Raw genomic sequence first — 25,588 nt, 5'->3', positions numbered from 1 at the left:
TGCCATTATGCTGGATTACCCCTGGTGCGAAAAATCTTATGACGATTTCATTTAGCTTAGGGCTGGGTCAGGTCCAAAATGAATTAGTGCTGATGCAACCGCCAGGCTGCTACTGGGTAACGGTAAACCGTCAGGAAGATGCACGCACTCTGGCACGTCAGACTATCGCGACTCAGACGGCCGTGACGCTGATCGCGACCCCTGAGAAACCCCAGTCTCTGCTGGTTCCAGACCCTGCCAGCGGCCCGAACAAGATCCCGCTGTTTTCCCTGCCCGCTACTCCGCAAGCTCTGCTTAATTTGAGCGAAGATTTATCGCGCGCTTTAGCCAACAAGCCACGATTCTTGTTATTTTTTACCGCATTTAGCAGCTGGGAAAAAATAGCACCTGAAGAATTAAACAGCTGGCTGAAGGGAATGCAAAAGTGGTTAGCCTCGCGACAGTCAACAATGTTGATTATCACTTACGGTTCCGGCGTTAATCACCTGCGAAATGATTTACAAACCCGCTATCGTCATTTAGACGGACTTTCACATCTGGAATGGCAGCAGGATAGCTGGAATTACCGAATTAACTGGTGGTGTAATAAAAGTGGCATGCTGGCCGACCGCGCATTACGCCTTGAATTACAGCAGGATTGCTTCACTCAGATTAGCGAATCGGAGCAAAATAGCCCGTTAACCTTAAATGATGAGCATCTGTACCTGGCCGAAAAAGGGGTGCTGGAGGGCGCGCCGCCGCTCTCCAGCGCCTGGACGCTGTTCGACGATAACGGCCAGCTGGCCAGCCGCGCTCAGCAGGCCAGCGCCGCCACGGTGATCTTTAACCTGCACCACAGTGACCAGATCGCCCAGCTTGCCGCAGACATTCATAACCTGCGGCGCACGCGCGGCAGCGGGCTGAAAATCGTGGTGCGCGAGATGCACACCGCGCTGCGCAACAGCGATGAGCGCCTGCTGCTGGCCTGCGGCGTAAACGCGATTGTGCCGCTAAACGCCGCGATGTCGCGCTTTCTCACCACGCTGGAAGGCTTGCAGGGGCAGCGCTATAACCGCCACGTGCCGGCCGACCTGAGCGTACTGCTGAAATCGATGCAGCCATTGCAGGAGAAAGGCTACCTGCCGCTGGAGCACTTCTGCCGCTCGGTAACGCGCCTGATCGGCAACACCGTGCTGCCGCAGGACGGCAAAGGGCTACTGGTGGCGCTGCGCCCGGTGCCGGAGCTGAACCCGGAGCAGGCGCTGACGCTGTGCAAGCCGCGCCGCTTCGGTGACCTGGTGACGCGCATCGGCGACCGCCTGTACCTGTTCCTCTCTTCGTGCCGCTACAACGACCTGGATACCGCGCTGAAATTTATCTTCCGCCTGCCGCCCGACGAGATCTTCACCAATCGCCTGGTGTGGTTTGAAGATCTGCAGATCCTGTCGGAAGTGCGGCAGATGGCGGGCACCACGCCCGGCGCCTGGCGCGATGCCCCTGCTGTGCAAGCCCCCTCTTCTGCTGCGGAACCGCAGGCCGCACCGCTGCGCCTGGTGCCGGAAGAGGTGACGCTTAACACCCCGGTGGACAAGGGCGATGCGCCATGACGCTGATGGACTGGGTGCAGATTGTCACTCTGCTGCTGCTGATCCTGCTGCTGCTCAAACCGCTATACAGCCGCTGGCTGCCGAAAAAATGGCGCGGGCTGCGGCACCGCGTGCTGCCGCCGCGCGCGTTGAAATATGAAGGCACGTGGCGGCGTAAAACTTCCGGGACGGACAGTAAAAAATCATGACCCTGCGTGACCCTTCTGCTGAGACTTCCCCTGGCCTGTGGCGCAACTGGCGCGGGCTGGGCGGCTGGAACCTCTATTTCCTGCTGAAATTTGCCCTGCTGTGGTTTGGCTACCTCAACTTCCACGCGCTGGCTAATCTGGTGTTTCTGGCGTGGCTGCTGCTGCCGCTGCCCTCGCCTAAGCTGCACCGTCTGCGCCACTGGGTCTCCGTGCCCCTCGGCATCGCGCTGCTGTGGCACGACACCTGGCTGCCGGGGCTTTCCAGCCTGCTCAGCCAGGGCAGCCAGCTGGCGGGCTTCTCCCCGGCTTATCTGCTCGACCTGCTGCAGCGCTTTATCAACTGGCAGATGATCGGCAGCGGCTTCGTGCTGATGGTGCTCTACCTGTTTGTTGCCCAGTGGCTGCGGGTGACGGTGCTGGTGTCACTGGCGCTGGTGTGGCTCAACGTGGTGAACCTGGCCGGGCCATCCTTCGCCCTGCTGCCGGATAAAGCGGCTGCGCCGGTTGCCGTCGCAAACAGTACGCCGGGGAATAATACCGTGGCCGCCAGCGGGCTGGATCAGTCCGCTGCCCCCACCAGCGCCAGCCTGACGGCGTACCTGAACAGGTTTTATGAAACAGAGAAGCAGCGCGTCACCGCCTTCCCGGCGGCGCTGCCTGCCGATGCCGCGCCGTTCGATATTCTGGTGATCAACATTTGCTCGCTGGCCTGGTCGGATATTGATTACGCCCGGCTGCGTAATCACCCGCTGTGGAAACATTTCGACCTGCTGCTGGATAACTACAATTCTGCCACCGGCTACAGCGGCCCGGCGGGCATCCGCCTGCTGCGCGCCAGCTGCGGGCAAAGCTCGCACAGCGATCTGTACAAGCCGGTAGATGCCCGCTGCTACCTGTTTGATAACCTGGCGCAGCTCGGGTTTAAGCCTCAGCTGATGCTGGACCATCAGGGGATTTTTGGCGGCTATTTACAGGAGCTGCGCGAAGAGGGCAATTTACAGGCACCGCTGATGTCGCAGGCCGGTATCTCGCACGAACTGACCTCCTTCGACGGCTCGCCGGTGTTTAACGATGCGCAGCTGATGCAGCGCTGGCTCGACGAACGCCAGAAAAGCGCCGACGCCCGCAGCGCCACCTTCTATAACCTGATCCCGCTGCACGACGGCACGCGCACGCTGGGCAGCAGCAAAACCGCGCCGTGGCAGCCACGGGCCAACACGCTGTTTGACCAGCTGGACGGCTTCCTGACGAACCTCGACAAGTCTGGCCGCCGGGTGATGGTGATTGTGGTGCCGGAGCACGGCGCAGCGCTGGAGGGTGACCGCATGCAGATGTCCGGCCTGCGCGACATCCCAAGCAGCAGTATTACCCACGTGCCGGTCGGGATTAAGTTTGCCGGGATGAAAGCGCCGCACCAGGCGACGCTAAACGTCAGCACCCCCACCAGCCTGCAGGCGATCTCCGAACTGGTCTCCCGCGTGGTCGACGGCCAGGTGTTCAACGCGCCGAATGTGAATATGGCCGCGCTGAGCGATAACCTGCCGCAGACGCCGGTAGTCTCGGAAAATGATAACGCGGTGGTGGTGATGTATCAGGGCAAGCCGTGGATTAGGTTGAACGGCGGCGACTGGGTGACGTATCCGCAGTGATCGGCGTGGGGTTTGTCGGGGTGGGTTCAGGGCCGACCGCAAAAGAAGGTCGGCCCCTACCCAGGCAGGTAGCCCGACCCGGGGTGAGACGGTATTCAGTACCGGCGAGGCATATAGCACCAAACGGGATTTGCGTAGGGGTCGGGCATGCCCGACCCGGGGTGAGCACGGAGCTCAGTACGGGCGAGGCAAGCCTTCGCCCCTACGAAAACCCGATCTTACCGGTCTTTCAGCGCCAGCCAGGTGAGCAGGTGCAGGCTGGAGGAGTAGTAATCTTCGCTGCTGTTAAGCTGGTCGTTAAGATAGCCGGTATCATCCAGCGTCAAATCACGCACTGCCAGCAGGCCGCCGGCCATATTGTACGGCGCTTTTTCGTTGCTCATCACATCAATCCACGCCGGGGTTTGCAGGCGCTGGAAGCTCATCCAGAAACGCTGGAACGGCACCAGCTGCAGCGACTGGGGATCGTACCAGTGCAGATAGAGCGGAATGCGGATGGCATCGTAACTGAAGCGCGGCGGCCAGGCGGTGGCCGGGGCCATGCTGCCGTCGGCGTTCAGCGCCACCCAGTCGAGCGGCAGGCCGCTGTCGCCAAAGCGCATCCCGGACAGCAGCTGCTGCCCGTCGCTGATGAGCTTGTTCCATACCTGCAGATGACTGCGCGCGGCAAAATCACGCCACGCCGGGAAGATAAAGTAGGACGGATTGAGGATCACATAGCTGGTCTTGTTAAAGCCCTGCGCCCCCGGCAGCATAATGGTGCGCCCGGCATAGACGATCACATTGCGTTTGATAATCGCTTTTTGCAGGCGGTCGGAGGCCTGTAAATAGCCGTTATCGCCCCACTTATTGCCCGCCTTCAGCAGCGCCCAGGCGATCAGCACATCGCCATCGGAGGCGTTGTTGCGGTCGCTGACCGGGTCGCTGGCGCCGGGGATGTACTTCCAGTAGAACAGGCCGTTAGCCGGGTTGCTAAGGTTGTTCTGCGTCCAGCGCCACAGGCTGTCGAAGCCGCTGCGGTCGTTGTACCAGACGGCCATCAGCATCGCGAAACCCTGGCCCTCGGTGTGGCTGACGTTTTTGTTACCGGTGTCCTGAATGCGGCCATCGGCGGTCATAAAACGGGTTTTAAAGGTGCTCCAGCCGTCCGCTGCACCGGCCTGGGATACGCCCAGCGCCAGTGCCAGCAGCAGCACGCTGGCCCTGAATATGGCAATCATAGTCATCCTCATGCCTGATAGCGGAAGCGCAGCGAGCTGTCGCCCGTCTCTTCCACACTCAGCGATACGCTATCGCTGCCACCCTGCCCGCGCAGCCAGCGGGCATACAGCCCCACCAGCACCGCGCCGAGCGCCAGCCGCCACTGGCGGTCGCTCATCACGCCATCGCCCGGCGGCAGCGCCAGATGATCGATGACGATCGCGCTGTCGCTCGGTTGCAGATCGACAAAGCCCCAGTTGAACTGCGCCAGCACGCGGTTGATCTGGTTTTCCAGATCGGCCACGGTCGCCACCTCGCCCAGCGGATAGCGGCTGGCAAGGTTGTCGCCCATCTGGCGCAGAAACGCCTGGCTCTCCTGCTCGCCCGCATTGTTCAACATGCCGTTGATCATCACGCTCAGCAGATCAAACCAGCCGGGCTGATACTGCTGCTGACGATAATATTGCAGGGTACGATCCTGTAACTGACTCATGCTTATTTGCCCCCCAGCATGTAGCGGAAGTAGAGTTGCGCAGTACTTTCGTTGTAGTCACCGAAGGTATCGTAGCCCACCTGGCCGCCGATGGTGACATCCTTGTTGATCTTGTAATCCGCACCCGCGTGCAGGTTGTAACCGATACCGCTCTTACTGCCGCCGCTGAAGTACGCTTCTTTGGCGTAGCCGGCGGTGACCGCATCTTCCAGCAGGGACTGATAGTCCGGGTTGTTCGGGAAGTAGGCGCTCTTGTCCTGGGTATAAGACTGGTAACCGGCCGAACCGCCCACTTTCACACTCAGGTCATCATAGGTCTGCGAGAAGTCCACCGGGAACGACACGCTGATGTAGTTCTGCGGGCTGAAGTAGCCGCCCTGACCGTAGGTGAAGTTGCTGAGGTTCTTCGAGAAGTCCATCCAGCTGATGTTGATGCCGGTTTTCAGCTCGCGGTCACTGTAGTGGAACGGGCGCACGTAGGCTCCCGCACTTCCCATCAGCGCGGTGTTGCTGGCAACGTTTTCGCCGATATAGCTGTAGCCGCCACCGCCGAAGTAGAAGCCCGCATCGCCATCATCGTAGCTTAACAGCGCGTTACCGCCGTTCTTGGTCACCTGGCCCCAGCTCTTGCCGGAGTAGCTGTCTTTCACGCCCACGTAGGAGAGCAGGCTGTCGGTGACGGCGCGGCGCTCCCCGGTGAGGATCAGCGTCAGGTAGTCGGTCAGCTTCGGTGCCCACTTCACGCCACCCACCATGGTACTGAGATCCTGCCCCAGCGGAGTGCTGCCGAGGTCAATTTTGTAACTGTCGCCGCTTAACGCCAGGTTCAGCTCAACGCCGTTGGCGGTCTGCGAATCGGACGCGCTGTCGCTGGCGGTATCAACGTTAACCTTACGCGAGGAGGCCGCAAGGTATTTCGCCAGCGTGCTGTTGTTGTTCAGGGTTTGCAGATTGCTCTGGCCGCCGTTGGTAAACGGGTTGTAGTCCGCGCTGTCGATGCCGCTGAGGTTGGTCAGCGCGGCGCCGACGCCCGGGTTGGCGGCATCAAACACGGTTTTTTCCGCAGCGGTTAAGCCACTGTAGTAAGCCTGCTCGTTCTTGATGTTCTGGATCAGGTTGCTGGTCGCCACGCTGGCCGCGCCGGTGCCAAGGCGGCGGAAGGCGTCGCCGCTGGCGCTGCCCGCGCTGAGCGTCATTGGCGTGACGGTGAAATCAAAGCGCGCATCGCCAAGCGGTGAGCTTGACCAGGTCAGCGGCGCTTTGGCTTCGGTCAGCTTGCTCAGGCCGTTCTCGCCATCGCGACCGCGGATCTGGATCCCGCCCTGCACCCAGGTGCCGGTATCCTTTTGCAGTTCGTCCATCATGGTGTCGATCTGGTGCAGCGTCTGGCTCTGCTGGGTCGCGACCTGCGTGCCGCCGCCCACCACGCTAACGCCGTCGATATCACGGTAGTCGCGCGCATCCGGCGACTGCTGCCACGGCATGGTATTGCCATACACCGATGGCGATTTACGTACCGACAGCGTGGTGCGGTTGATAAACGGGTTGTCGGCCAGCGTCAGGCCACCAATGCCCGCGCTGCTGCCCACCGTGCTGCCGTCAAGGCCAATCATCTTGCCCTTGGCGGTGCGCAGGTAGCTTAGCGCCTGGTTGTGGTCGCCTTCTGCTTCCGCGACGCGCGCCAGTAACAGCAGGCGTTGCGGGGAAGGTTCGCCCTGCAGACCGCTGGCGAGCGCACGCGCTTTTGGCACGTCGTTCAGCGCCAGCGCGCTGTTGATCGCCCCTTCGCGCGCATCCTGAGTCGGCGTGTCGCGCGTCATCAGGTAGTCGTAGACCACCGCCGCTTCTTTGTTCATTTTTCCGGACTGATAGAGGCGCGCCATGGCGAACATCAGGTCGCTATTCTGCGGGTCTTTCTGCAATGCGCCGATCAGCTTGTCGTAGGCCGCCGCGTACTGCTTACGCTCGCGCAGGTCGTCGACTTCGTTGATCAGCCCGCCGTTGCGGATCCCCGCCAGCTGGGTGCTGGTGCTGCGCGCCTGCAGTTCCGGGTTGCTGAGGAAGGTTTGCGCCTCGGCATTCAGTCCGGCCTGGTTAAGCACCGCTACCTGGGCGGCGTAGTCGCCCGCGTTGCCCTGCACGCCGCGCTGCATATTGTTACGCACCACGGCTACCGCGCTGGTCATATCACCCGCCTGCGCCAGCCCCTTCGCCAGGTTACCGGCATCGGCCGGATTCGCTGGCGGATTAACCGCCAGCGCCTTCAGGGTATTCGCCGCGGCGGCATTGGCGCCCTGCGCCAGATACTGCTGGGCCACCGACATCTGCTGATTGAAATTAACGCGCTGGGCGAGGGTGCGCATCTCCGCATTCTGGCTGCGTGGCGGAATGCGCGACAGCAGGCTCTGCGCCTGCCCCCAAGCCCCGCTTTCGCTGGCAAACAGCGCCGCAGCGTAGACTTCGTTGCTGCTGGCGCCGTTGCGGAAGGCGGGCTGCATCACGCCAGCGGCCGCCGCGGTATCGCCCTGCTGCTGATAGATACGCGCCAGGTCGAGGCGCAGCCAGCCATCGTTCGGGAAGCGCTGCATGCCCTGCTGCAGAATGCTGATGGCGCGCTGCGGATTGCCCGCCGCCAGCGCCTGTTTGGCATCACGACGCACGGGATCGCTGGTCGCCACCGGGCGCGGCGTCACCGCTTCGCGCACGCTGGCTGGCAGGGAGGCCAACAGCGTATTGGCTTCGGCGGTGTTGCCCTTCTGGCGCAGCACGTAGAACAGCCCCTCTTTCGCCGGGCGGTTATTGGCGTCGCTCGCCAGCACGTCGCGGTAGGTCTGTTCAGCCTGATCGAGCTGGTTATTGCGGCGCAGCACGTCGGCACGGAACAGCTTCGCCGCCACGCCTTTCTCGCCTGCGGCCTGGGTTAGCGGCGCGCTAAGGCTCAGCGCCTGAGCGCTGTCACCGGATTTCAGTGCCTGCTGGGCAGACGCCAGCTGGCCGTAGAAGCGCGCATCGGCGGCCTGCTGCTGGCGCTGCTGGCTGTCGCTGCCGCCCAGCTTAGCGGCACGATCGAGGTAGTCCGCCGCTTTCGCGTAGTCGCCGCTGCGCAGCGATACATAACCGAGCCCGGCCAGCGCATCCGCATCTTCCGGGTTGGTTTGCAGCACCTGGTCGAAGGCGCTCTGCGCACCGGAGACATCACCGCTGTTGAGGGCGGTAAAGCCCTGGCCTTTCGCGGCACCGCCCACGTTCTTACGGTAATAGTCCAGCACCGTTTTATCCTGCGGATGGCGCTGCTGGTAGTTCTGATACAGCGGCGCATCCCCCGGCTGTGGACCGAGCCACAGCAGCCCCTGGCGCAGGGAGCGGTCAGCATCGGCGTTACCGTCGGCCAGGCTCTCCAGGGTTTGCAGCCCTTCGCGGCGCGTCGACTCCTGATACGTCAGCGCTTTGCCGAGCGCCAGCTTCGCGCCGGTATCCTGCGGATGCTGTGCCGCGAACTGGCGCAGGTTATCCACCGCCTGCGGCAGCAGCGCGCGGTCGCCGGCCATGGTCAGGTAGTATTCTGCCGCCACGCTGGCCGGCGGCTCATTTCCGCTAAAGGTGTTGCGCCAGGTTTGCAGCGCGGCGGCGGTGTTGCCGCTGCGCGCCTGCTGGCGGGCCAGCGACAGCTGCGCGGCCGGAATGGTTTGCAGCTGGCGCGCGTTATCCAGCTCCACCAGGCGCGAGTCCTGCGGAGAGACCTGGCTTAAGCGCGCGCGCCATTTGGCGGCAGCGGCGCCGTCGCCGCTCTGCTGCGACCACAGCGCCATCAGGTACAGCGCCTGGGTGTTATTGCCATCAACCATCAGCACTTTGTTCAGCGCATCACGTGCCAGCTCGTCGTGAGCCTTCTGGTGCCAGTAGTTGGCCTGGTCAAACAGCGCCTGAATCGCCGGGTTGCTCTCCGCCGCCATGAGCGGGCTGGCGAGCATCGACAGGGCAAAGCCGCCGGCGATCGCCCAGCGCTGGCGAATTCTGGCGGTAATCGGGGTGAGCCTGGTTTTCATCATTCTTTCTTCTCGCCAGAGGTACGGGGATCGCTTTTCGGGTGCAGACGACGCCATGAGTGGCGCTTCAGCAGCACATACACGCTCAGGCCAACCACGGTGGAACAGAACAGCGCCAGCAGGGCCAGCAGCACCGCATGCTGATTGGCATACCACACCACCATCCTGTACCACGGCATCTGCCCGCTCGGGAACATCGCGCCGACGCGGAAGCTGCGGATACCGTTCTCATCGGTGATGATGGCGGTATCGCCGCGGATCCCCGCGTTAATCCGTGCCGAGGTCATGTCGCCGTGCAGGCGCGACAGCTGGTTATCGTCAGTGGCGACGGTCATCACCACCAGGCGACTGCTGTTCCACGGCGAGCGATAGCTGACAAAACCGCGCCAGTCTTCGTTGGAGGAGAAGTAACGGTCGGCGTCCAGCGTCTGACGATACCAATCGCCGGTCAGCCAGCCGCGCAGGTTATCCAGCGTGTTTGGCACTTTGACGCCGAGCGTGCGGTTGTTCACCTTATAAGGGGAAGCCGCCAGCATCTCGCGGTTAAAATGGGTTTGCGCCAGGGTGGAGACCGACAGCACGTCGCTGTTTTCCAGACGCTCGCGCAGCGAACCGCTGGCCGGAATACCAAACATCACGCTGTTATGGCTCAGCGCCACGCCGGTGGCATTACCCGAGCGGCCAGCCATATCCAGCAGGGTGCTGATCTCCGCATTGCTCGGCTGCTCTGGCAGCATTAGCACGGTCTGCGAGTAGTCGGCCAGGCGCGAGAACGGGAACGAGGCGCCGACGAAGTAAGAGAGGTTCGGCAGCAGCGTAAAGTGACGGGTATGGCTCAGATCGATAAACGAATCATCCTCAATCCGGCTCTTGATGTTGTTGTTGGTCAGCACGCTGCACGGCGCGCTGGCCTTCGGCTTGATGTTGAAATAGAGCTGCATCTGGTTGTCGCCGTAAATCAGGTACGGGTCCAGCTTCAGCGTGTATTTCTCCTGGCGCGCATCGCCGCCCAGACGGTGCCAGATGTTCTCCAGCAGACCGACTTTATTGACGGTCAGGTTGCGCAGGAAGGTGCCGTTCAGCGTCACGTTGAGCAGCGAGTTATCTTCATCAATCCAGCTTTCCGACGGGAAGCGATAGTTGAGCTGCACCGGAATCGTGTCGCCGTCCCACAGGAACAGGTCCGGCGCGGCGCGGAAATTGACGCGCAGCGCATCATGCCAGATGCCGGTGGTGGTCAGGCTCTGGTCTTTGCGCAGCAGCTCGCTCAGGCGGACCGGACGATCGGTGTTGATCCAGCGCGGCGCGTCGTATGGCTTGCTTAATGGCATAGTCTGGTTGGCGACGTTCAGCGCAGCGTCGTCGAGGTTGAGCGGCTGCAGCAGGCGCCAGCTGGCCTGACGCAGCTGGTCGTCATCTTTCCCGACCAGCAGCAGCAGCTTGTACACCGGATTATCCGGGTTGTCGACGATCTGCAAAGACGGGCCTGCGCTATCCGGTAAGGTCAGGCTGCCAATCTTCTCGCCGGGATGGCCGAACACCACGCCGTTTTTCTCCGGCAGCTGGCCGCGCAGCACCGGGAAGCTGATGCCGCGATAGTCGGCCTGAATCCCCATCCAGGAAGCGAGGATCGCCGCCGCGCTAACTTCACCCGGGGAAACGTTGTCGCCGAACACCATCGCCACTGTCGCCGGGCTCATGCGCAGCGGATCAATAAACGGACGCGGGAAGTTACGCAGGCTGGTACCGATATTCAGCTGCTGGCCTTCCAGCGCCAGCGAGGTTTTCGGCAGAATGGTGACCTGATACTGCTGGGCGCTGTCGCGCTCGCACAGCAGGCGATCGGCATCGTTAATTTTAAAGCTCAGGTTGTTGCTGGAGACCACCATCGCCGCCGGAATATCCAGCTGGTAATCTTCGCTGGCACGATCGGAAGCGCTAAGCGGCAGCGTGCCCAGCGGCTGGCCGTTCAGCATCAGCTGCAGGGAAGTATTGCGCGCCGCCAGCGCCTGCGACACTTTCAGCGACAGGTTAAGACGGGCATTGGTGACCACTTCATCCGTTGGCAGGGTGAAGACAATACCGGACTGCAGCTGACCGCCTGTCAGGGTGATACCCTGCTTCTGCCCCATCTGCGCCACGCTGACGGTGCTGGTCAGCGGCTGATTGAGCACCGCAACCGCAGCGGGAGGGGTTTCATCGCTTATGGCAGGCAGCGGCGGTAAACCGGCAGGCATCGCGCTGGTGCCCGGCGGCAGTGCCGCTTCATCACCGGCCGGTAAGTTCTCTTCGGCCGCAGCCGCAGGCCGATCGTTCTCCACCGCCGGGGCGGTCATGGTCGACATCTCCGGGCTGCTGCTCTGCGCTGGGGCTGCCGCGCCGACGTCCGCCGGCGGCGGGATATCGGACAGCGCGCTGCTGTCCTGCGTCACGCTGGTCGGGTCGGCCTGCACGCTGCTCAGGGTCAGCATGCTACTCAGGCAGAGTGCTCGCAGTAATAATGGCTTCATACTGCGCTATCCTCTTCCACGTGCGCCTGCTGTTTCTTTCTGGCGCGGCTGTCTTTCCAGCTCAGCCAGAACAGTTCAAATACGGTACGGATGATATTCAGCAGCGAGCGCAGCGGATTATCTTTCGGGCCTTCCGGCTGGATCCACGCATCGGCGCGCGCCAGCACCACGCGCACCAGTTCACGGCGGCGCGACAGCGGCATTTCGTGGAACTGCAGGCGGATAACGCCATCTTCTGCGCCAATGATCTGCACCGGAATGGAGATGGTGCCGGACTCCAGCATCACGTCAATCGCTTCGATTTCATCATTTTCATGGCGCTGGTCCGGGGCGCTTATCTGCGCGCCGCCCATCGACAGGTTGATGGTGCTGCTGCGTGACGAAATGCCGCTGGCGTAGTGGATCACCACCGGCAGGTGGACATCGATACGGATGGTTTTACGCACCTGCTTAGTTTCACGCGCCACGGCAATGGCCGCCATCAGGATGATCAGGCTGAAGGTCGCCCAGCCGACGTTGAGCGCAATCACGTACGGGTCAACGCCAAAATAGTTATGGCCGACGGCGCGAACCACGCCGCTCACCACGCCAATCAGCAGCAGCAGGGCGCAGATCACGTGCGGGCGCACGATGTTAAAGTCGAAGAAGCCGACATCCAGCAGGCCGCCCTTATCCGTCACGTTGAACTTGCCGTGCTTGGGCGAAATCATCGTCAGGATGGTCGGGATCACCAGGTGGAACGCCATCACCGTTTCGTAAATCTCGCCCCAGAAGGTGGCGCGGAAGCGGCCATTCATACGCGAGTTGACGTACAGCGACATCACCAGGTGCGGCAGCACGTAGGCGAAGATCAGGCTGGCGGACGAGTGAATGATATTCAGGTTAAACAGCAGGTAGGCCAGCGGCGCGGTCAGGAAGATGACGCGCGGCAGGCCGAACTGGAAGTGCAGCATGGCATTGAGGTAGCACAGGCGCTGCTGCCACTTCAGACCGCGGCCAAACAGCGGATTATCCACGCGGAAAATCTGCGTCATACCGCGCGCCCAACGGGTACGCTGTACGATATGCAGACCCAGGCGTTCGGTCGCGAGGCCCGCCGCCAGCGGGATCGCCAGGAAGGCTGAGCCCCAGCCGAGGCGCTGCATCTTCAGCGCGGTGTGCGCATCTTCGGTCACGGTTTCCACCGCGAAGCCGCCAATCTCTTCCAGCGCTGAGCGACGGATAACGGCACAGGAACCGCAGAAAAAGGTGGCGTTCCAGTTGTCGTTACCCTGCTGGACCGGGCCGTAGAACAGTGCGCCCTCGTTCGGGATTTCACGCGCCGCTTTCAGGTTGCGCTCGAACGGGTCCGGCGAGTAGAAGTAGTGCGGGGTCTGCAACAGCGCCAGCTTCTTATCCTTCAGGAAGGCACCGACGGTGGCCTGCAGGAAGGTGCGGGTGGCGACGTGGTCGCAGTCAAATACGCAGATCAGCTCACCCTTGGTGATTTTCATTGCGTGGTTGAGGTTACCGGCTTTGGCGTGGCGGTTATCATCACGGGTGATATAGCCGACGCCAACGTCTGCGGCAAAGCGGGCGAATTCGCTGCGCTTGCCATCGTCCAGCAGGTAGATCTTGATCTTGTCGCGCGGGTAGTCGATGCACTGCGCGGCCAGAACGGTGTCGCGCACCACGTCGAGGCTTTCGTTGTAGCTCGGTACGTAGACATCGACGGTCGGCCACAGGCTGACATCGTCCGGCAGCGGCTCAATGGTTCGCTTAAGCGGCCATGAAGTTTGCAGGTAGCCGAGGATTAAAATAAGCCAGACATAGAGCTCGGCAATAAATAAGCCGATGCCGAGGATCGCTTCCACCTCGGAATTAAAATGCAGCGTTTCGGTTGCGCGCCAAAAAATATAACGCGTCGACATCATTGCCGAGAGAACCACCATCACCAGCGAGACTTTTTTGCTCTTGCTAAAGCCCAATAAAAACACGATAGCAATAGAGATTAAGCCAAAGATATATTGCTTCTGGCTGTCCATTGGGGTGATAACGATGACCGCAGCGATGGGGAATAATATCAGCAGCAGCAGATAGAACAGGACTTTGTTCATAAGTCATCCTGAATACGTATAGTTATAATCGTGGCGCTGGCGCCACGCGTCTTCAGGCTTCCGTGCCCGGCGTTATACTCTTCATACTTCAAGCTGCATGCGCGTTGGCTGCAACTCGAGTTATTTGGGTACAGGCCTAAAGTTAACGAGAGTTCAGCGGGGCGTGCATTTCGCCGTCACCGACTTTAATGTTAAGCAGCGCCGCAAGACGCTTGCCGACCAGCTCAATATCAAAGGCCGCGGCTGAGACCGGGCTAAAATCAAAAATCGACTGCTGGGAAGCGTTGGCCTCCGCCACGCTCTCATCGCGGTTGACCACGCCCAGCAGCCTGTCGCCAAGGCGCTGCTGCATAAAGGCGGTCACGTCGCGGCTGATATTGCGGCGGTTGTCGCTCTGGTTGAGCACAAAATAGTGACCGCTGCGATGGTTAAGCGCGCCGCCGATCATTTTTTCGTTCTCAATCTGCGGCAGCAGCGACAGAGAGGCGGTATCCGCCAGCATCACCACTAAATGCATATCGGCAAGTGCGGTCATAGCTTTAAGCGCCGGGCCTGGGCCTGGCGGGAAATCCGCGATGATCGCCAGGCCAGGATAGTTGAGGACGCTGTGCAGCCCGCGCGCGAGGAAGTTGGGGTCACGTGTCAGATTGTTTTCAAACTCAACGCGTTGCTCTTCGCTGACCTCCCCGTAAGGCAGGACAAAGATATTGCCGCCGGTGGTGAGGATCGACTGACTCCAGTCGGAAGATTCCGCTGATTTCGCCACAAAGCCACGTCCGTCGGCCAGCGGCACGCCAAAGTGCAGGCGCAGGGCGTTCTGCACGTCAAAATCGATAGCCAGCACCTTGCTGCCGCCGCGTGCGAGGGCATGAGCAAGGTTGGCCGCCATGGTGGTTTTACCCACACCGCCTTTAGGGGAGCAGACGCAAACTAACGGCATGAGGCAATTTTCTCCAGCAGGGGTTGTAACAACACATCCTTCGACAGCGCCTGAGGAGCAGGGGCCGCAGCCGGACTAAACAACTGTTTGAAGCTCGCGTTAACCGGGGCCGCAGCCGCCGTAACGGGCTGTGGGGTGGCCGCGGCCGCAACGGGCTGAGGCGCCTGAGCCACAGGGGCCGGGGCGCTTTGCACGACCGGTTTAACCGGCGTGCTGGCTGACAGCTGTTCGAGCAGGGAAGAGCCAGCCATGGCAGTCTGGCGGGCAAGCGGCATGGCGCGCAGCGGCGCAGCATCCGCTACCGGTGTCGCCGCAGCGACGGGCTGCGCTGTTGCGACTTCAGGCGATCCCGCCTGCAGCGAGGCGGAAATACTGTCGAGCAGCGAGGCGCCGATCTTATCGTTAGCCATTGGCGCGGCCGCAACATAAGAGTGGACCGGTAAATGTAGCGCCACCGCAGGCATTTCCGCTGGCGGGGGGCTAAAGGCAGCGGAATCGATCGGCTGCGGTGCCGCCAGATCGATACGCTGACGGTTATCCAGCACCGACCCTGCGCCCTCATTCAGCAACTGTTTGATTATCGCCCAGTTGGTGCTGTCAGAATTGATCGCCTGCTCAGACATGTCTTTGAATTCAATATGGTTTGTTTGCGTTTTTTCTTTAAAACGCTGCAGGTCATCATAGCTTTTCATGAGAATGATCGCGCAAGGTGGATGTTTTCGCGGCAATATAACATATAAAGTTTAAATCACTCAGACTAATCTCATATCACAGATAGAAGGTTTTGAAAGAATAAATAACGTGAAATAAGTAAAATAATTAATTGCAGGGGTTATATATCAGCACAGTGATTATTTGCCTTAGGTGATTATTTCGCGTATTTCCTGGCGGCCATTTCATTTAAATGAAATACCTTCCTCATATTTACGCTTTCCCGATGCGACGTTTTCCTTTTGATTATTAAGGCTATCCCATAATCCTCTGCCACCTAAAGAAAATTTGACATAAGTCACTGCGAAAGCCCTGTCCAACCTCCTGTTTCTTCGACCTGCCCTGATTGGGCTTAGGGAGGATAGATTAGGATGGTTTTTTATACAGCATAGCAGCGGATGCAGAACCATGGGTTTGGCTGAAGAATTTTGTGCGATTGCTCCGTGTTTTCCCCTCATTAGCCCCAAACCTTAAGTAGACTTCTGCTGGATAAGAGGAGCCCGTTACACCTGCTGTTACTGATACTTTTTCAGCATAACGAAAATGAAAATTCATTCTATTTCAACAGAATGAAACAATCATGGTGTTGAAAAGGAGAAACTATGAATACCCGAAATTTATCTCAAAACCTTGCTGTCAGTGCGGTAGGTTATGGTGCTATGGGGCTAAGCGAATTTTATGGTCAGACAGACGACAAGGTATCTTTGCAGCTGTTACACCACCTTATTGATCTGAATGTGACATTTATTGATACCGCCGATCTTTACGGACGCGGCCACAATGAAAGGCTGATTGGTCACTTTCTAGCCGGGCTGGATAAGCCTACACGCGGGCAATTCAGAATTGCCACGAAATGCGGGATCGATCGCTCACCTGACGACGCCTATGCCCGCTCAATTAACAACAAACCTGACTATATCTCCCGCTGCTGTCACGAGTCTCTGAAGAGGCTTGGCGTTGAACGAATCGATCTGTTTTATCTTCACAGGGTCAGTCAGGATACGCCTGTTGAAGAAAGCATGGCGTGTTTAAGTCGTCTCGTTAAAGAGGGCAAGATCAATCACATAGGTCTTTGTGAGGTTTCGGCTTCAACGCTTCGCCGGGCCCATGCTGTACACCCGCTTGCTGCTCTGCAGACAGAATATTCGCTGTGGACGCGAGATATAGAGAATGAAATCCTGCCAACAGTAAAAGAGCTGGGTATTGGCCTTGTGGCGTACTCGCCACTTGGCAGAGGCTTCCTGACGGGAAAATACCTCAAAAACAGTGACTTCTCAGAAGGTGACTTCCGTAAAAATAATGATCGCTTCGCTCAGTCCAGCCTCGATCATAATATGCAGCTGATTGACGTGATTCGCCCGCTTGCTCAGAAATACCGCTGCACCGCAGGCCAGGTTGCGCTTGCCTGGCTCCTGGCCCAGTACCCTAAGCTGGTACCGATCCCCGGCACCAGGCACACCCGCTATCTGGCTGAAAATGCTCAGGCGTCTGACATTATTCTGGAACCGGCAGACATCATATTGCTGAACCATCTTCATCAGTACGTAACGATTAGAGGCGAACGGTATTCAGAAGAAGGAATGAAAGGCATTAACAGCTGAAATCTTTATCAAAAGATAAAAAAACCGGGTAATACCCGGTTTGTATGTATGGATGGAAAGTGTCGCTGCATCTTTAGCGATAAACGCTCAGGGCGACGCCTTCCCCGCCGCCAACACACAGTGCTGCAACACCGCGCTTATGGTTATTACGCACCAGTCCATGCACGAGGGTCACCAGAATACGGCATCCTGAAGCCCCGATAGGATGCCCGAGCGCGATGGCGCCACCATAAGGATTGATACGCTCAGGTGAAATGCCAGCCCGGCCAAGCACTACCAGTGCCTGGGCGGCAAATGCTTCATTAGATTCAAGGTGCTCAACATCTTCAGGCTTCCATCCTGAGCGGGAGAGGCATTCCGCGATAGCCTGTAGTGGGGCGGCACCCATTAATGCCGGTTCAATACCTGAATTTGCAAACACACCCAATGATGCAAGAACCGGCAGCCTACGCATCTCCGCACGGTGCCGGGTACAGAGAAGGACTGCGGCAGCACCATCATTAAGGGAGGTTGCATTACCTGCGGTAACGGTTCCATCTTTTCTGAAAGTAGGTCTCAGTTGCATCAACTTTGCAATGCTGGTTATACGCGGGCCTTCATCCATTGCCACTCTCATGGTTTCGCCTTTGCTTGTCAGCCACTCCAGAGGGACAATTTCACGTTCAAAAATCCCCTGCTCCTGCGCGCCCAGAGCCTTATTATGAGATGAAAGGGCATACTCGTCCTGCATCTCCCGGCTGATACAGAATTTAGTCGCGACGTTTTCAGCTGTTATCCCCATATGATAGTTGTTGAAGGAGTCCCAGAGCCCGTCAGAAACCAGGCTGTCACACAAACCAATATTGCCGAGCCGTGTTCCGGTACGTGAAGACAACAGAATATGGGGCGCTCTGGACATGCTCTCCTGACCACCAGCAATAACAAACTCTGCTTCACCCATACATAATGCCTGCATACCAAGGTGGACGGATTTGAGACCGGATCCGCAGACTTTGTTGATCGTAAGACATTGCGTTGCAACAGGTAGCCCTGCATTCAGCGCTGACTGACGTGCCGGATTCTGGCCACAGCCAGCCGTAAGAACCTGCCCCATCACAACCTGAGAGATTTCGCCAGCGCCCACACCGGACTCTTGAAGAAGTGCCCGAACAACACAACTCCCAAGTTCTGCAGCTGAATGCTCCGATAGAGAGCCCTGAAAGGCCCCGGTAGCCGTGCGCTTTGCAGCCACAATCACCACCTCATTCATGAGTTTGCCTCTTGCAGACCGGGCAACGTCAAACCGGTGGCCGCCATAGCGGTGCGGTAGGCAGTCAGACCGTTCATGCAAGCTGGCACGCCAGCATAAACGGCCATCTGGATGACAATTTCAAGCAACTCTTGCGGCGTAACACCCGTGTTAAGCGCTGCTCTCATATGTAATTCAAGCTGAGGCATTGCGTTACCCAGCGTCACAAGTGAGGCAACTGTCAGCATTTCACGCGTTCGAATGTCCAGCCCTGGGCGACCAACGACAGCACCAAAAGCATAATCGGTTATCAGGGCGGGTAAGGTGGGATCAAGTTCACTCAGTCGTCCGGTGACTCTATCGGCGAGACCAGCCTCAAGGCTATCCATGATCTTCCTGCCATAACGTGTCAGGTCATTAGTTTGACTCATAGGATTTTTCCATGATGGTGTGTATTGCGGCAGCTCGCGCTGGAATCAGGGCCACAAGCAGGACAGAAAGACCAATGGCTATGCCTGCAGCGGTATACAACAGCGGTACTGAAAATGCGGATACCATCCATGCACCCGCTGACGCGCCGATACCAATGGCGATATTGAAAAATGAAACGTAGACAGCCGATGCCGGAAAGGTTCTGTCATCTGCCATACGCAGCACCCACGTCTGGAAGCCAACAAATATTCCTGAAACTGCGATACCCCAGATAACCATGGCGGTAAAAATGGCCGTGGCTGAAAGCGATGCAGCCGATAAGCCCAAAAATAGCAGCACTGCGCAGATAAGCAGGACAGATACCGATACCGTCAGCTTAAGATATTTGTCGATAACTATTCCGGTCAGGAAATTACCGGCCAGGCCTGCGATACCGTAAACCAAAAGAACAACCGGAATCATTGACGTTGTAAGAAAATGCTGTGTGTGCAGCCAAGGCTCAATGTAGGTAAATGCGGCAAAGTGGGCGGTAACCACCAGTGCCGTGGCTGAGTAGATTTTCCACAAAGTAGATGATTTTAAAACGCTTTTAAGTGCCTCCAGACCCATTGCGCTGTTACTGGTTATCTGCGGAATAAGGAGCGTGATGCCGACAAAGGCAAACACGCTGAGCGCAGCCATCAGCCAAAATGCCTGCCTCCAACCGAAATGGATACCAATAAAATTTGATACCGGCACGCCAAATACACTGGCTGCGGATACACCACCAAATACAATAGAGGTCGCTACACCTATATATCTGGCTGGCACGATGGCAACGGCAGTCGCGCCGATCATCGCCCAAAATGCTCCATGGGCAAGTGCGCCCAGTACGCGTGCTGCAAGCAGTGCGCTGTAGGTATTTACCGTAGCGGCAAAGACGTTGGATATCATCAGCACCAAAGTGAGTACGAGTAAAAGTCGCCTTTTTGCAACGTTCCCCAGACAGACTGATGCAAAAAGCGCACTCAGTGCGCCTACCCAGGCATAAAGCGAAACAGTCATACCAATCGCTGATTCCGAAGAACCGAGCCCCTCTGCGATAGGCGTTAATAGGCCAATCGGCGCCAGTTCAGTGGTAACAATAGTAAAAGTTGAAAGGGCGAGAATAAACAGAGCAAGCCATGACCTTAAAGTCATATCCTGTGGGGGTTTTTCTGAAACCATGTTACTTACCTCATAAGTATCTAAATAAGCGGCCAGTTTTTTTCTATTGCATACTTGGCAAGAGCGGAATATTTCCCCACACAGACAGGATGCCCCGTTGCTTCGAGCATGGGGATGTCCGACAGGTCATCGCCATAAGCATAACAATCCGATAGTTTTAATTTTTTCAAATTACAAAAATTAATAATCGCACTCTTTTTCCCGGCACCTATAGTCTGGGGCTGGCCTATTTCACCTGTGAGCACTCCCGAACCATCTAATATTATCGGCGCACAGAGAATATCGTTTACGCCAAGATATCTTGCAATTGGAGAAAGAATGGGAAGCATAGATCCTGATACAAATACCGTATGCGTCTTCTCATCTTGATGTTTTTTAAGTGATGAGACTGCGCTGACTATGAAAAACTGAGATTCAATCTTTAATTTGAACCATTTTTCAGCCAGATCTTCCAGGTGCTGATAAGAAACTCCCGCAAACTGACGGTAGTACTCCCTGTTAAGGATTTCACGGGACACCCCCTTTTTAACTTCGGCCCGAAAGCGTGCCATATAGTTTTCAAGCTTAAATTGCTGGTTGTTCTCACAACACCAGAAGCCAAAGAAATCGAACATGCTTTTTATATTTATAAGTGTCTCATCGACGTCAAAGAATGCGGCTGAATTAAACAAGTCTCACTCCTCATAGTTTTTCCTTCGACTTTTTTCAGGAAATTCAATGTGATTTCCTGGCACGCCTGCATCTGCCCATCGTGAAGGACTCACCTCAAAAATGACAACCGAAATTTTATCCAGCGGTGCCCCAGTATTTTTATGAACGACAAAAGTAATATCTTCCTGCAGTTTGATTATTTTATTTTCATCTTTCGCAGGCCAAATGGTAACTTGGACAAATGGCATTTTTATCCCATCCTAACGTAATTAATTGGTGAAGGAGCGACTCATCTCCGGTATCGAAAACTAGCTTACTGGTCCCTTTAGCGCTTACATACCGGCCTCGGATTGTCCGGTGAAACGATCATGCTACGCAACGATGGCCGCCTGCATGGCAACTTTAGCAAGTGATTTTTCTTTTTCAGAAATCAGATCCGAAGCATAAACAGTGAAAGACACATCCATGGTGACGCACAGCGTCTGACACTGAGTCACGCGGACCTGAGCCGTAAAGCGCCCCCTGCGGTCATTGACATCCTTGTCCAGGAATTCAAAGTTGACCAATGCCGGTAGGGGAAACAGGAAACTGGAAAAATTTATCGCCATGTTGTTAATGACGTAATAACGTCCAGCTTCCTCTGTATAAATAAATTGTTCGGTGACAGCAATAAAAGCTTGACGACTTGCTTCAATCAGTAGCATTGCCTGAATATGCTGGCCTGTCTGGTGATCTGCCATAAATTCGCTGCGTTCATCAATCAGCAATGGCATGGTATAAATGTTACTGTTATGTCCAGCCTGTTCGGCTGTACCTATCAGAATATTTTGCTCAAGCCTTTTATGACAATGCACATTTTTTTTGTTACTGATCAGTCTTTCCAGCGAGCTAATTTTAAGTTTGCTGCCATAAATGGCATTTTTTTCCTTATTGTAAATAACATTTCCAGCAAAATCTTTGCGTACACCCTGTCCCACGATAATTTCGTGTTCTTTACCAATTATATTCGCAGGGATCTGCGTCAATAATTCAAGTTGAGATATCGTCAAAACATCTTTACCATTTGCAAATTCATTAAACTTGTCGCCGACAACAACCAGTTTTTTACAGTTCATTTTATACCCCAGAAAAATTACAGGCACGATACATGCGAGTATAGAGACCTTTATTGCCACCTGTTATATAATTATCACCAGCCTGCTTAATGATCTCTTGATAACGTGGGTTAGTGAAAATTTCTTCATAACCCCCTTTATCACCGTTAAAAGACGAAATGAACATAACACCTGGCACTCCGCTGATAAGGGAATGGAATGCTTCAAAGCTTTCTATTTTATCATTATTATCTTTTACAATATTAAAAATAGATTCATCTCGCCAAAACCGATATTGCTGATAACTATGCGCGGGAACTTCCACGTGGCGTAGTTGAATATAATTTGTTTCAGGGAGATCTTTCTTGCTATTAATCGGTGACTCTACAAATTTAAGCAACTCCCTGCGAATGTCCGCAGAAAGATGATCGGAGAAACGATAGAACATTGACTCCATTTCTTCTTCCACCAGGGAGATTTCTTTAATATCGTGAAAACCACGAAGCTCCAGTAGTTCATTAACGCCCTGTTCTTCACAAAAATAATAGCGAGTGCTCCCACTGTTTTTTAATGAGTAAAAACACTTCTCAGAAGTATCAATTTTTAATGGAAGGCGAGATAGCAGTACATATTTTGATGACATGATTATTTCCTTATAAATGCTTCACTAAAACTCGGAGCGATTTTATCAATCTGAGATACTTATGGAATTGTTAAGTTTGTAATATAATCCTGGTATTACTATTCATTAAGCTTTTCTGATATGACACTAAGTGTCGTATCAGAGCATAAAAAAAGCTTAGAATGCATTTCTCTAATCCTGGGGCGAATTTTATGGCGAACGTCGGGCATTTAATCAGTAATAACCTTCCCAGCGTTAAACAGCTTCAGTGCTTTCTCGCTGTTGCGCATGAGCTGAACTTTCGTCGGGCTGCCGAACGTCTTCGAATGACACAGCCCCCCCTGACGCGGCAGATAAAGTGCCTTGAAGCCGTTCTTAATCTTCAGCTCTTCAGTCGTAATACACACGATGTGAACCTGACAGAAGCAGGTCGTGCCCTGGTAATAAAAGCAGAAAAAATCCTATCGGACATTAGCGAGCTGAAAACAGACTCACTTTCTTCTGAAATGAACCTGCGCATAGGTCTTACCCGGACTCTCAATTTTGAATTTATTGAGCCGCTTTACAGGCGGCTTCGCACACTGAATGCCGGCGACGATGTTGAAACACCCGAGCTAACTTCAGCACAGCTGCTACAAAGCCTGTCGAAAAATATGCTGGACCTTGTACTGACTGGGGAAAGGGGGATTGGTCATGAAGATATGCTCCAGTATCGCTGGGTCTACCGGGAAACTCTGCTTATGGCATTGCCCGCCATGCACCCTGCAAGCCTGAAAGAAAAAGTCTCACTGGAAGACGTCAGCGATTTACCTCTCTTCTGGTTCTCCAGAAGCGCTAATCCGCTATTCTACGACAAATGCGAAAGCTACTTTGACACGCTAAAAGTGACGCTTAAAAGAATAAAAGAATCGGATGATTCACTTGTTATGCTCAGTCATATCTCCAGAGGAAAGGGATTTGCCCTTTTGCCTCAGTCAAAATGCACCTTTAATCAGGAGGGGTTATGCTACCGTGAGCTGACAGACTCCGTGTCTCAGAGATTAAATATTGATATTTACGCAGCAACACGGTGCAACGAAAGCCGCGCGGATATACTGCAGGCTCAGGATATATTATGTAATAGCGATTTTTAACTGGAAAGATTATCGCCCCTTATGACAGGTAAGTCATTACGCGGCTTATCCCAGACGGCATCTACCAGGGATTGGGAAGAGAGGGCCGACCGGAAAAAAGGGTCGGCCCCTACAAACGTCTGTTCGGCAACGTAGGGGTCGACCTTTCGTTTTGGTCGACCCGCAGAATTGAAAGGCCGACCGGAAAAGAAGGTCGGTCTCTACAGGATTGCCGCAGTCAGGTCGTCGGGTTTTCGTCCTGGTCGACCGCGAAGCAGGCAACCTGCTGACCGCCGTAGGACTTCAGCTGCGGCTGAAGCTGCACGCAGGTGCCGAACTGGCGGCGGCAGCGGGCATTAAAGGCGCAGCCCGGTGGCGGGTTGAGCGGGCTTGGCAGCTCGCCGGTCAGCTTGATGCGCTCGCGGCGCTCATCCGGGTTAAGGCGTGGGGTGGCGGACAGCAGCGCCTGGGTGTAAGGGTGGCGCGGATTGGCAAAAATCTCCTCTTTACTGCCCTTCTCCACGCAGCGGCCCAGGTACATCACCATCACTTCATCAGCGATATGCTCAACCACCGACAGGTCGTGCGAGATAAACACGTACGACAGCCCCAGATCCTGCTGCAGGTCCATCATCAGGTTCAGCACCTGCGCACGCACCGACACGTCGAGCGCGGAAACCGGCTCGTCGGCAATCAGCACGTCCGGGTCGAGCATCAGGCCGCGTGCAATGGCGATACGCTGACGCTGGCCGCCGGAGAACATATGCGGATAGCGGTCGTAATGCTCGGTTTTCAGGCCGACCTTGGCCATCATCTCCAGGGTTTTCTCGCGGCGCTCCGCTTTGCTCAGACTGGTGTTAATCAGCAGCGGCTCTTCAAGGATCTGGCTGACCTTTTTACGCGGGTTCAGAGAACCGTACGGGTTCTGGAAGACGATCTGGATTTTCTGACGGCGCAGCTTCTGCGCTTCCGGGTCGTGCTTCAGCAGGTCCTGCCCCTGATAGAACAGCTGCCCCTCGGTCGGGGTTTCGATCATCGTCAGCAGGCGGCCCAGCGTGGACTTGCCGCAGCCGGACTCGCCGACCACCGCCAGGGTTTTGCCGCGCTCCAGATCGAACGACACGCCGTCCAGCGCTTTGACCAGTCGCTCCTGGCCAAACAACCCCTTTTTCACCGGGTAGTGTTTTTTCAGGTCGATGGCCTGCATCAGCAGCGTGGCTTTATCGTGTTCAGGCTTCATAAGTTGGTCTCCCGGCATCATCCAGTGGGAAATGACATTTGGACTGACGCCCGGCAATATCATGCAGTGACGGCTCTTCGCTGCGGCAGCGATCCTGCGCATACGGGCAGCGCGGGTTGAGCAGGCAGCCGTTCGGGCGGTCATATTTGCCCGGCACCACGCCCGGCAGCGATGCCAGACGCGCTTTATCCGCCGCGAACTCCGGCAGCGCACGCAGCAGCGCCTGAGTGTACGGATGGCGCGGCGCTTTAAAGATGTCCACCGCTTTACCGGTTTCCACCACCTGCCCCGCGTACATCACGATAATGTGCTGGGCGGCTTCCGCCACCAGCGCCAGATCGTGGGTAATCAGGATCAGCGCCATATTCTCCTGGCGCTGCAGATCGAGCAGCAGCTCGATGATCTGCGCCTGAATCGTCACGTCGAGCGCCGTGGTTGGCTCATCGGCGATCAGCAGCTTCGGCCGGCAGGCGATCGCCATGGCGATCATCACGCGCTGACTCATCCCGCCGGAGAGCTGGTGCGGGTAAACGTCAAGGCGCGAAGCCGGGTCAGGGATACCGACCTGGTTCAGCAGGTCGATAGCGCGCTGGCGACGGGTGCGCTTGTTGCCGCCCTGATGCACCTTTATCGCTTCCATAATCTGGAAGCCCACGGTGTAGCACGGGTTGAGGCTGGTCATCGGGTCCTGGAAAATCATCGCCACTTCCGAGCCCACCAGCTGGCGGCGCTCTTTTTCGGAGATGCGTTTCAGGTCGCGCTGGTTAAACACCAGGTTGTCGGCCATCACTTTGCCGGGGTAATCAATCAGCCCCATAATCGCCAGCGAGCTGACCGATTTGCCGGAGCCGGATTCACCGACGATCCCGACAACCTGCCCCTGCTCGACCTGATAGCTGATGCGGTCGACGGCGCGGAACGGTGCTTTTTCGTCACCGAAATGCACCGAGAGTTTATCTACTGTTAAGAGTGCCATCTCGCTG

The 25,588-nt window shown here is 56.5% G+C and carries 21 protein-coding genes; 5 read left to right on the top strand and 16 right to left on the bottom strand.

The window, feature by feature from the left end; genetic code table 11:
* Positions 1-38: 38 nt before the first annotated feature.
* Genes bcsE through bcsG form a run of 3 tightly spaced genes read left to right on the top strand, consistent with a single transcriptional unit; the run spans position 39 to position 3,423 of the window.
* A complete protein-coding gene (gene bcsE / locus QLG07_RS15005) occupies positions 39-1,586 on the top strand; it encodes a cellulose biosynthesis protein BcsE (protein ID WP_282469545.1) in 1,548 nt (515 codons plus the stop codon).
* Positions 1,583-1,774, top strand: a complete 192-nt coding sequence (bcsF, locus tag QLG07_RS15000) for a cellulose biosynthesis protein BcsF (RefSeq protein ID WP_048917839.1) — start codon at positions 1,583-1,585, stop codon at positions 1,772-1,774. The genes bcsE and bcsF overlap by 4 nt, the downstream gene beginning before the upstream one ends.
* The gene (bcsG, locus tag QLG07_RS14995; protein ID WP_282469544.1) at positions 1,771-3,423 is read left to right on the top strand and encodes a cellulose biosynthesis protein BcsG; all 1,653 of its coding nucleotides are present in this window, start codon (positions 1,771-1,773) and stop codon (positions 3,421-3,423) included. Before bcsF ends, bcsG begins: the two co-directional genes overlap by 4 nt.
* A gap of 218 nt (positions 3,424-3,641) precedes the next feature.
* Here the strand turns inward: bcsG and QLG07_RS14990 are convergent, their stop codons facing one another.
* The 7 genes from QLG07_RS14990 to bcsO form a co-directional block, all read right to left on the bottom strand.
* Positions 3,642-4,643, bottom strand: a complete 1,002-nt coding sequence (locus QLG07_RS14990) for a glycosyl hydrolase family 8 (protein ID WP_187497663.1) — start codon at positions 4,641-4,643, stop codon at positions 3,642-3,644.
* Positions 4,644-4,651: 8 nt separating this feature from the next.
* Positions 4,652-5,116: a cellulose biosynthesis protein BcsD gene (gene bcsD, locus QLG07_RS14985; RefSeq protein ID WP_187497662.1), complete on the bottom strand. Its 465-nt coding sequence runs from the start codon at positions 5,114-5,116 to the stop codon at positions 4,652-4,654.
* Positions 5,117-5,118: 2 nt separating this feature from the next.
* The gene (locus QLG07_RS14980; protein WP_282469553.1) at positions 5,119-9,162 is read right to left on the bottom strand and encodes a cellulose biosynthesis protein BcsC; all 4,044 of its coding nucleotides are present in this window, start codon (positions 9,160-9,162) and stop codon (positions 5,119-5,121) included.
* A complete protein-coding gene (gene bcsB, locus QLG07_RS14975) occupies positions 9,162-11,672 on the bottom strand; it encodes a cellulose biosynthesis cyclic di-GMP-binding regulatory protein BcsB (protein ID WP_282469543.1) in 2,511 nt (836 codons plus the stop codon). The genes QLG07_RS14980 and bcsB overlap by 1 nt, the downstream gene beginning before the upstream one ends.
* Positions 11,669-13,768, bottom strand: a complete 2,100-nt coding sequence (gene bcsA / locus QLG07_RS14970) for a UDP-forming cellulose synthase catalytic subunit (protein ID WP_053110454.1) — start codon at positions 13,766-13,768, stop codon at positions 11,669-11,671. Before bcsA ends, bcsB begins: the two co-directional genes overlap by 4 nt.
* Before the next feature lie 142 nt (positions 13,769-13,910).
* Positions 13,911-14,708 carry a cellulose biosynthesis protein BcsQ gene (gene bcsQ / locus QLG07_RS14965; RefSeq protein WP_048917845.1) on the bottom strand — a complete coding sequence of 266 codons (798 nt, stop codon included), beginning with the start codon at positions 14,706-14,708 and terminating at the stop codon, positions 13,911-13,913.
* On the bottom strand, positions 14,699-15,400 hold the full coding sequence (bcsO, locus tag QLG07_RS14960) for a cellulose biosynthesis protein BcsO (RefSeq protein WP_187496891.1): 702 nt from the start codon (positions 15,398-15,400) through the stop codon (positions 14,699-14,701). The genes bcsQ and bcsO overlap by 10 nt, the downstream gene beginning before the upstream one ends.
* A gap of 621 nt (positions 15,401-16,021) precedes the next feature.
* Between bcsO and QLG07_RS14955 the strand changes: the two genes are divergently transcribed.
* The gene (locus QLG07_RS14955; RefSeq protein WP_282469542.1) at positions 16,022-17,020 is read left to right on the top strand and encodes an aldo/keto reductase; all 999 of its coding nucleotides are present in this window, start codon (positions 16,022-16,024) and stop codon (positions 17,018-17,020) included.
* 73 nt (positions 17,021-17,093) lie between these two features.
* Here QLG07_RS14955 and QLG07_RS14950 read toward each other — a convergent pair whose 3' ends face one another.
* The 7 genes from QLG07_RS14950 to QLG07_RS14920 form a co-directional block, all read right to left on the bottom strand.
* On the bottom strand, positions 17,094-18,269 hold the full coding sequence (locus QLG07_RS14950) for an acetyl-CoA C-acetyltransferase (protein WP_282469541.1): 1,176 nt from the start codon (positions 18,267-18,269) through the stop codon (positions 17,094-17,096).
* Entirely contained in the window at positions 18,266-18,679 is a 414-nt protein-coding gene (locus tag QLG07_RS14945) for a carboxymuconolactone decarboxylase family protein (RefSeq protein WP_187496888.1), read from the bottom strand. The genes QLG07_RS14950 and QLG07_RS14945 overlap by 4 nt, the downstream gene beginning before the upstream one ends.
* On the bottom strand, positions 18,666-19,886 hold the full coding sequence (locus QLG07_RS14940; RefSeq protein WP_282469540.1) for an MFS transporter: 1,221 nt from the start codon (positions 19,884-19,886) through the stop codon (positions 18,666-18,668). The genes QLG07_RS14945 and QLG07_RS14940 overlap by 14 nt, the downstream gene beginning before the upstream one ends.
* A gap of 20 nt (positions 19,887-19,906) precedes the next feature.
* On the bottom strand, positions 19,907-20,557 hold the full coding sequence (locus tag QLG07_RS14935; RefSeq protein WP_282469539.1) for an HAD-IB family hydrolase: 651 nt from the start codon (positions 20,555-20,557) through the stop codon (positions 19,907-19,909).
* Positions 20,558-20,560: 3 nt separating this feature from the next.
* Positions 20,561-20,785 (bottom strand): tautomerase family protein, encoded by a 225-nt coding sequence (locus tag QLG07_RS14930; protein WP_282469538.1) that lies wholly within the window; start codon positions 20,783-20,785, stop codon positions 20,561-20,563.
* 123 nt (positions 20,786-20,908) lie between these two features.
* Positions 20,909-21,652, bottom strand: a complete 744-nt coding sequence (locus tag QLG07_RS14925; protein ID WP_282469537.1) for an AfsA-related hotdog domain-containing protein — start codon at positions 21,650-21,652, stop codon at positions 20,909-20,911.
* Position 21,653: 1 nt separating this feature from the next.
* Positions 21,654-22,274 (bottom strand): hypothetical protein, encoded by a 621-nt coding sequence (locus tag QLG07_RS14920; RefSeq protein WP_282469536.1) that lies wholly within the window; start codon positions 22,272-22,274, stop codon positions 21,654-21,656.
* A gap of 191 nt (positions 22,275-22,465) precedes the next feature.
* Here QLG07_RS14920 and QLG07_RS14915 point away from each other — a divergent pair, with 191 nt between their 5' ends.
* A complete protein-coding gene (locus QLG07_RS14915; RefSeq protein WP_187496886.1) occupies positions 22,466-23,386 on the top strand; it encodes a LysR family transcriptional regulator in 921 nt (306 codons plus the stop codon).
* Positions 23,387-23,603: 217 nt separating this feature from the next.
* On the opposite strand, the gene dppF is transcribed toward QLG07_RS14915, so the two are convergent.
* On the bottom strand, positions 23,604-24,605 hold the full coding sequence (gene dppF, locus QLG07_RS14910) for a dipeptide ABC transporter ATP-binding subunit DppF (protein WP_048917850.1): 1,002 nt from the start codon (positions 24,603-24,605) through the stop codon (positions 23,604-23,606).
* Positions 24,595-25,581 carry a dipeptide ABC transporter ATP-binding protein gene (gene dppD, locus QLG07_RS14905; protein ID WP_048917851.1) on the bottom strand — a complete coding sequence of 329 codons (987 nt, stop codon included), beginning with the start codon at positions 25,579-25,581 and terminating at the stop codon, positions 24,595-24,597. The genes dppF and dppD overlap by 11 nt, the downstream gene beginning before the upstream one ends.
* Positions 25,582-25,588: the final 7 nt, after the last annotated feature.

The organism is Erwinia sp. V90_4, from assembly GCF_029967685.1.
GTDB classification, from domain to species: domain Bacteria; phylum Pseudomonadota; class Gammaproteobacteria; order Enterobacterales; family Enterobacteriaceae; genus Erwinia; species Erwinia aphidicola.
Note: the sequence above shows the minus strand (reverse complement) of the source record. Positions and strands in the feature narration are given on the sequence as shown.